The 9526-nt window shown below is 26.8% G+C and carries 2 protein-coding genes; both read right to left on the reverse strand.

The window, feature by feature from the left end; genetic code table 4:
* Positions 1-715: hypothetical protein (locus tag VBM88_RS02915; RefSeq protein WP_323680439.1), on the reverse strand; the 715-nt coding region annotated here is incomplete at its 3' end.
* A gap of 311 nt (positions 716-1026) precedes the next feature.
* Positions 1027-9234, reverse strand: coding sequence for a lipoprotein 17-related variable surface protein (locus VBM88_RS02920; RefSeq protein ID WP_323680440.1), 8208 nt, complete (start codon positions 9232-9234; stop codon positions 1027-1029).
* Positions 9235-9526: the final 292 nt, after the last annotated feature.

The raw sequence follows: 9526 nt of genomic DNA on the forward strand, positions 1-9526 counted from the left end.
CTTTGATTTTTGAAACCTCAAGAGCTAATTGTTTCATATTTTTAACATCATCTGATTTTATGTCGCTTCTGTCTTTAAGTTGAATGTTGAAGTAATCGTATGTTGTTAATAATTTTTTAAACTCATTTAAGTTAGCTAAATCTAATTGTTTAGATGTTTTATTAAATTTGTATTCTGAAACTTTTGATGTTAAGTAGTCAACTAAGTCAAGTAAGTTTTGAGCTTTAGCAACTGCTTTTTCTCCAGATTCTTCTTTGTATGATTTTGAATTGAACATAGCAATTTTATTTTCAATTTGTTTTCTTAAAGCATTTGCTTTTTCAGTTCCATATGTACTTGCTAAGTATTGGTTTGTTAAGTTTTCTAACTCAGCTACTTGATCATCGTAGTTAGCTTTGTTTAAAGCTTTAGCATCTTCAATAGCTTTTTGTAGTTCTTCATTTGATTTAGCAGATTTAATAGCTTCAGAAGCTTTGAATTTTTCTGAATCATATGGATATGGTTCATCTGATAAGAATGATAAGTCATTAAGTGATTTAACTGCTTCATTCTTTGTATCATTGAATTTTAATCTTCCTTCAGGAGCATCAATTTCAGGATTTGTAGTTGTTACATTTTCAGTTGTCGCACTTACTGTTGTAAGTAAAGCAATTGGAGCTGTAACTCCTGCGCCTAAAGGTAAAAGAATTCATTTTTTCTTATTTTTTAAATTCATAAAATTTCCTTTTTCAATAAATACTTAAGGAAGCTAAAAATATTAATTTTTAAGCTAGAAAAGCACTTATTTTATTCTTTTCTTTTTTATAAGTCAAATATTCATATTAATTATACTTATAATTAGCACAAAATCAACCTTGAGGCATCTTTTTTTTTTTTTTTTTTGTAAAAAGTAATTTTTTACATATTTTTACCCTTAAAGTTTCTCATTTATGAAATTTTTAGATTTTTAAAAAATACAAAAAAATCAGCACTATTTTTGTCTAGTACTGATTGATTTTGTTTGTTTATTAATCGTTAGTTAACTTCTTATTTCTTTCTACCAAATACAAAGATTAACATACCTATTAATCAAGTTGCAGCTGAAGCAGCTACGAAGTATGGCCAGATTAAGATTGGTGATGTTTCTTTTAATGATTTTACAATCGCTGTTGTAAGCACATTTAAGTTGTTAATCTTTGCAATATTAGAAATAATTTGTTTTAAGTTTTTAACATCATCAGCTTTAATTTGTGATTTCTCTTTTGTAGCAATGTTAAAGTAATTATTATCATTTAAAGCTTTTGAGAACTGGTCAATGTTGCTTAATGATGAAGCTTCTGATGATGTATTAAATTTAGGTTTTGATACATCTGTTGTGATGCAATCAACTAAACTAAGCAAGTTTTCAGATTTAGCAATAGCTTCTGCACCATTTGTATCTTCAAATGATTTAGCAGCAAAGTTTGCTAATGCTTCTTCGATTTTTTCTCTTAATTTATTTGATTTAGCTGTCCCATATGTACTTTGTAAGTATTCATTAGTTAAGTTATCTAATTCACTTACTTTTGTATCGTAGTTAGCTTTGTTTAAAGTTTTAGCATCTTCAATAGCTTTTGCTAATGATTCAGCATCTGTCGCGTTTTTAATAACTTCAGAAGCTTTGAATTTTTCAGAATCCGATAAGTATGAAAGTTTAGCAAGTTCTTTAAGAGCTTCTTCTTTAGCAGCATCTAAGCTTACACTTCCATCAAGAGCAGCAATTGCATTGTTTAATTTATTTGTTAAATCAACGATATTATCTACTGACTCATTAAAGTTAGTAATATCTTTAATTGCTTCTACATTAGCTTTAGCTTCATCAAAGTTAGTTTTTGGTTGTTCTGAAGCTTCTGTGTAAGCAATTGTTTTTTGTGCTTTAGAAGCTTTATCTAGAGCTTCTTTAGCATTATTCATTAAAGTAGCATTGTTTACAATGTTATTTACATCTACAATAGCTTCTTTAGCATTAATATCAGCTTTAGCAGCATCTTTTTGTGCTTCTGATAAGTAACTTAACTTATCAATAGCAGCAATAGCATCTGCTTTAGCTTTTGCTAAGTTTGCATCTCCGTTTAATGCTTTGTGAGCATCTTTAAGAGTTTGCACTTTATCTTGTAAGTTTTCTACAGCGTTCTCAAAGACTTCTTTGCTTTCTAATGAATTTAAATTATCTAATGCTGTAGTTAATGCATTTTGTTTATCTGCATCAGCTTCTTTGAATTGAACTTTTTCTTTAACTGGGACAATATCTTTAATTGTTACTAGAGCAGCATCAACTGCTGTTGTATTTGAAACAATGTTATTTACATTGTTAATTGTGTTTTGTTCTTCAACTTTAGCTTTAGCAGCATCTTTTTGTGTTTCTGAGATGTTTTGTAATGCATCAATAGTTTTCTTAGCTTCTTTTTTATGCTTGTCTAATTCAGTTAAGAAACCACTTAAAGTAATAGTTTTAGATTGTTCTGATTCAATATCAGTTAAGTTTTCTTTAGTTGAAGCAATTTTATATTTAAAGGTAATTGAACCATTAGCATCATCAGCGCTTAACTCACTAATTTTTAAATTAACTTGATTAATCGCTTCATTATCTAAGTTCATATCAAAATATGTACTTAAATTATTTAATACTTCATCTTTATTAGCTAATAATTCTGAAGGTAAAATTTCAGCTTGATTATCTAATTTATATTCAACATGAGCTTGAATTGTATCATCAGCTAATAAATTATTAATTCTTTCTTGTTCAGTTAAAAATCCGTTAATAGTGAATTTTTTATCATCAACATGAATGTCATTTAAACCATCTCTTGTTGAATAAATGCTATAAGTACCACTTAAAGTACCATTTCTTTCATCACGAGTTTTATTACTAATTGTAATATTTGTAGTTTTAGCATCGTTTTGACTTAAATTACTGATAGTAATTGCAGTATTTGAAGCTTGTTTTTGATTTTTATCACTAACACTATTATTAAAATCAAAAACTAAACCTTCTAATCTTTGTAATTCAGTTTTAAAACCGCTTAATTTATTAGTATTATCACTTCTTGTTTCATTAACAACAATTTCTGCACCTTCTAAACCTGGTTTAGTTGATTGCAAGGTATAAGTTACTTTGATATATCCTTCACGATCATCACGTTCAGTAATAGTTAATGAATTTTCTTTAACTTTAATGTGATTTTGTTTTAAAGTTTCATCATTGTTTAATTTAACAATTACTTTTGAATCAATTACATCTTTTTCATTATAAAGCGGTAAGTATTGATCACGATTTGTAAAATCAAGCACAATTTGTGGTAAGAAGTTTTCAATTCTTCTTTTCTCTTCTTCAATATTAGTTAAGAAGCCATCAAAATTAACAGAAGTTGATTCTTTAGAAATTACTTGTTGTTCATTGAATGTATCTTTTCAATTGCTTACTAATTTTTTCAAATCATTTTGATCAGTATTTACTTGTCTATTTGAAATTAATTTGTATTTAACTCCAATTTGACCTGTATTATCATTAGCATCTGTTAGAAGTAAATCAGAGCTATAATCGTTTGTGTTGTCAGCATTTTCTTTAATTGAAGCACTAAAATCATCTTTATTTAAAGTTGAAGCTTTTTTATTTTCTTTATTAACAGTGCTATTTAATGAAATATTATATGGATTAGTGTCAACTAATTTATTTAATCTTTGTAATTCTGTTTCAAATCCACTAATAATAATTTCTTTAGTGTCAGAAACTACAGAATCAAAGTCTGGTTTAGTTGATTTAATTTGGAAACTTAAACGAATTTCACCAGTTAAATCATTGTAACCAACAATTTTTTGATTAATGAATTCATAATTATCTTTATTTAATGTATCTCAAGTTCAATTAGTGGTTGCATCTGTTAAACTTGAAGCTTGTTCATTTGCTTTATTTGGATAATCAATACGATAAACAACACCATTTTCAACTTTGTCACTAAAATCAAGAGAATTTAATCTTTCTTTTTCAATTTGCTCTAAAGTTTTAAAGCCACTTAAAGTACCTGATTTTTTATATTGGTCGCTTGATGTTACATTATTCAAGTTTTGTGAATTTACCACACCTCTATTAGAAATAATTTGTCAAGTATAACTAATTTCACCTGTGTTATCATTAGCTGATTTATCTACTACTTTTAAGTTATAGCTTGTATCTTGATTAGTTGCTAATTTATTTAAAATTAAGTCTTTTAATAATTTTGATGCCTTTAATTTATTATATTTGTCGCTTGCAAGATTTTTAATTCCAGCTTTAATTGCTAAGTTTTGCATAATTTCATCAAGACGCATTTGCTCAGTCTTAAAGCCTTTAATTTGTGCGTATTTATTTTCTGAAGTTACATCTTGATAAATTTCATCGCTTTTTTCAGAAACTAAATGGTATTGGATTCTAATAGAACCTTCAATTTCATTTCTTGCATCAATATTATCAATTACAACTCTAGCTTCTGGATTAGTTTCTTTAATAGTTTTAATTACTTTTTTAATAACTGCATCTGAAGGTAAGGTTGCATTTTTATCTTCATAATCTAATACAACAGTTAAATTATTTAAACGTGTTTTTTCTGCATCGCGATCTATTTTATCTTGCTCTTCCTTAGTTCTAAAACCATCAATTACTGAGTTTTTATTATTACTTTCAGGAGCAACAAAATTATGAATTTCTCAATTTGAAATTAATTCATTTTGTGTTTTAGTTGAAATTAATTTGAGATTTAAAGTATTTTCTCCAGCTTGATTATTTGGAGTAATTGAATTAATTTCTATATTAGCTTTGTTAGTAGTTTTTTTAGCTTCATCATAAGCATAATTATTTTTATCATTAGCTGGCGCAACTGAAGGTAATTGATCCTTTTTAGTTCCATCAAAACTAATATCTTCTTTACTTAAAGTATTTAAAAGTTCATTTAATCTTTGGCTTTCAGTTTTAAAGCCACTAAGAATTATTTCTTTGGTATCAGATTCAATATTGCTTTGATTACTTTTTAGTTTATATGAAAGTTTAATTTCACCAGTAATGTCATTGTAACCAATAATTTTTTTATCAATTACACTAATGTTAGAATCTTTAGCACTTAAAGTAATTTCATCGGCATTATATTCAGAAGCTAATTTATTTTTAGTTACATTTATTTCTAAATCATCAATTCCTTTAGCTTTTAAATTTTCTTTTTCTCTTTCATTTTCTTTTTCTCTTTCACCATCAGTTTGAAAAAGACTTAAAGAATAAGTTCTTGACTGAGAAACAATTTCATTATTCGGAATATCTGTTCGAGTAGATAAGAGATGATATTTGAAAGTAACTGTACCGTGTTGACTATCTCTTGCAGTAATTTCATCAATTATTAATTTAACTTTATTATTTGGTCCTGCTAAATAACCTGATAATTGTGCTAATTCAACTTCATCTACAGTAGTTTTGTTTTGTGGTTTATCACCATTAAATTCAAATTTTTTAGATCTATTTGTCAATAAATCATTTAATCTTTCCTCTTCAGTCATATAACCATTAATAGTTATAGTTTTAAGATCTGAAGTAAGAACTTTACCGTTTTTATTACTTTGAACCACAAAATTAGCTACTAATGTTCCAGTTCTATCATCTCAAGATTTAATTGATTTAACCACAATGGTTTCATTTGAATGATCAACATTATCATTAGCATCAAAAGCAATATTAACTTCTGATGATTTATTTACAAATTCTGATGCTTGAGTAAGGGGATCAGGAGTTCCTAAAAAATTACTTGCATTATAGCTATTAATAGTTTTTTGCTCTTTTTCTTCGCTGGTCATAAATCCAGTTATTTTAGTAGTTAAATTTTTGCTTGAAACAACTTTTTGATTATCTAAATTGTCTTTGGTTGATTCTAGTTTATAAGTTACAATTATTCCTCTTGGATCATTTGGATCAGGTTCAATTTTATCGATAATTACTTTAGCATTATTAGTTGGAGTAATAGAAGTTGTGAAATTATCCTTGTTTAAATCACTAACAGCAAAAGATTCTTTATCTGCGCCATTAAAATCAACAGTTTTTGTAACAGCTTCATCTTGAACTAATTGATCCAATCTTTCTTGTTCAGTTAAAGTACTTAAGGCATTATCATTATTTAAAGCATAAGTTTCACTTGATTGAACACTTTCAAGATTTTCTTTAGTTGATTGATATTTGTAACTTAATTCTAATTTACCTGTTACTTCATTTGGATTTGAAATAACTAAGTCAACTGGTTTAGCATCTTGTGGAATAGTATCATTATTAAATTCAATTTCATCATTTGAAATTTCGCTTGCTGTATCAGTTGTTTTTATATTATCTTTAACTTTGGCAGTTGCAGTACTTAAATCATTTAATCTTGCAACTTCAGTTTCATAACGATCTTGTCCATTTAAAGCATCAATTGCGCCTTTAATTTTTTTGTTTAAAGCATCAATTGTTTCTTTATTCATCAAATCAGAATTGTTTTCAGTATTTAAAGCAGTTACTAAATCTTCTGCTTCTTTAATCGCACCACTTTTTACATTGTTATTTTTAGTTGGGTTACCATCATAAGCAGCTCTTAAATCATTAGTGGTATAAGTGTAATCATTGCTTGAAGTAACTTTTTCTTGATTAGAAATATAGTCTTTTAAAGTCTTCATTGAAGAATCCAAAGCTTTATTGGTTGTATCTTGATTGTTAACATCTTCAATAGTATTTTGACTATTAATTAATTCAATTGCTTTTTCTTTTTGTTTTTGTGTTAAATATGAATATTCTGAATTAATTTTTCTAATTGCTTCATCTTTAGCAGCTTTTAATCTCTCATCACCATTTAAAGCAGCAACTGCATTATTGAGTGCTGTAGTTTTTTCTTTTACTTGTTCTAATGTTAAATTAGGCCCACTTGTTTTATTAATTTCATTTTCTTTAGCAGTAATTAAATTTTCTAAAGTATTTTGATTATCAGCTTGAGTATAATCAGTAGTTGTTCTAATTGATTCTATATTAGCTGGACTTTGACTATAACTTTTCATAGCATCGTCAAGTTTTTTATTTTCAGCATCTTGATTATTAACAGCGTTTACTGTTGTTAATGCGTCAATTTTATTAATTGCATCTTCTTTTTGCGCATTATTTAAATATGTATAAGTAGCATTTAATTTATTTTTTGCTTGTTTTTTAGCTTCTGCTAGATTTTCATCACCATTTAAATCTTCTTTTGCTTGTTTTAAAGCTGCAATTTTTTGATTAATTTGTTCGATTGTTAAATTATCAGTCGAACTTGTTAAATCAGTGTTTCTTTGATCTAAAGCATTATCAAAAGCAGTTTTTTTATCACTATCTGCTTCAGTATAATCAGTGCTTTTCTTAATTGTTGCTACATTGGTTGCGTCACTGTTAGCATCATCCTTGAATGTATTTTTATAATCATTCATTTTTTGATTTACTGTTTCTGCTTCAGTTAAAATTGCATTTGATTTTGTAGCGTCATCAATATTTTGATCATTAATTTTATTTTTAAAATATTCTTTTTGTGCTGGATTTAAACTATCTAAATTATCTATTTTAGCCTTTGTGATTGTTTTAAGTAGAGGAAAATCATATGGATTGATATTTTCATCCATACTTTCAGAATTAATTAAAGTTTTATATGCATCTTTTTCTGTGTTTTCTAAAGAAGTTTGATCAATTAAATTATTAGCATTTTCTTTCATTTTGCTAAAAATTTGTTTTTCAATTTGTTTAATTTTTGCACTTTTAGCTTGTTCGTCCAAATTTGAATCATTATAAACGTTTTTAATTTGTTCACGATAAGGATCTTTTTGTTGTTCGTCAGTTCATAAACTAAATTTATTTATAATTTCTTCTACATTTGAATCTGCTTCAATTGAATTTTTGATCTCGTCTCCAATAGTTTGCAACTCAGCATAATTATCTGCATTATCACCCAAACTATCGATCCTTTCAGTATAGTGTTTTTTTTGCTCATCAGATAATGAAGAATCTGAAAGTATTTTTTGTAATTCTGCAACTTTTTCTCTATATTTTAATAAACCTTCTAATTTATCTTCAGCAACTATATAAGTACTTAGACCTGTCGCTAACTCATGATTAGTAGTAGTTAAATTTAATATTTTTCGTTTCTTCCTGTCTCAACCTGTACTACTAATTGTTCCATTAATAGCTGTGTTCAATTCATTTAATTTTTTTTGTAATTCTTGCAATTGAGTTGTTAATTTTTCTTTTTCATTATCAAAATCAGTTTTTTCAGGTTCATCAGGTTCAAATTTATAATCAAAAGAAGCTTTTTTTGCTTGATAAGTAGCTAATTTGGTTCTAATTTCAGCAATTTTGTTATTTATTCCAATTAATCCATTATCCCCTAATAATTCCAAAGCTTCGCCATGGTTTCCACCCTTAGCTTTTTCATCAGCATTTAAGTTTTGACTATTTTTTAATCAATTCAATAATGTATTACTTAAATCCTGTGGAATATTTCTATTTAAATTATTTGAATCATTTGGATCTACAGTTGCATTTTTTAAAATAGTTACAAAATTATCATAATATGCTCGTGGAGCATTATAAACTTCTTTTTTTAATTCTACTTGAAGTTCGTCTAAAATAAACTTTTCAAATTCTTGAAAAGTATTAAATCTTCCTCGATATTCACTAAGTGTTTTAAAAGTTGTTAAATCTTTTATTTTTTGATCAAATACTTCAATTGCATTTTCAGCTGCATGATCCTCATCAGTAATGGCTTCGTTAGGCATAAATCTTCATTCAAGTGAACCTTTTTTGTTTTCGTTGTAATTATCGAAATATAAACCAGGTCTATTTCAAAATCAATTTTTAATTTCTTTAATTCACTCATTTTTAGAGTTCTCATCATTAATTTGGTTAAAACTTGATAATTGAATAAAAAAATCATAAACTGATTGCAATTGATTTTCATCAATTGCAAAATCTATTATTTTTCTCCTATTCTCTCTTGAATTTTTGTATCCAGATGGAACATGCAAATTATTTATAGTGGTAGTAGAATCAGCAAGCTTTTCTTGTGATTCGATAAAAGTTTTCAAGTCTTCGGCTGCCATTCTTTGAAACTCATTTCAATTTTCTTGATTGGCAGCAGTAATAGCTGAAACTGAAACTAATGATGATGCTATTATTGCACCAAAAGAAAGAAAAATTTTTCTACTTTTCTTCATTTTAATAACACACCTTTCCTATATATATATATATATATATATATTATATACCTGTGGAAGAAATGTGAAAAAATTAAAACTTTTTTGAAAATTGCATTAATTTCAGGTATGACATTAATTCCTGTGGCATTTGTTGCTTCTTGTTAAGATTCTAAACAAAAAGAAATAAACAGGGACACTAAAAGTGGACAGAAGGGTTAATTAGACATAATAACACCTCAATGTTGTTGAGGTGGTTTAACATTTATGAAATTTTTAAAGATTTTTGTGAAATTTTTTGGTTTTTAAAAAA

Origin of the sequence: Mycoplasma sp. 1232, from assembly GCF_034863345.1 — a bacterium.
GTDB lineage: Bacteria > Bacillota_I > Bacilli_A > Mycoplasmatales > Metamycoplasmataceae > Mycoplasmopsis.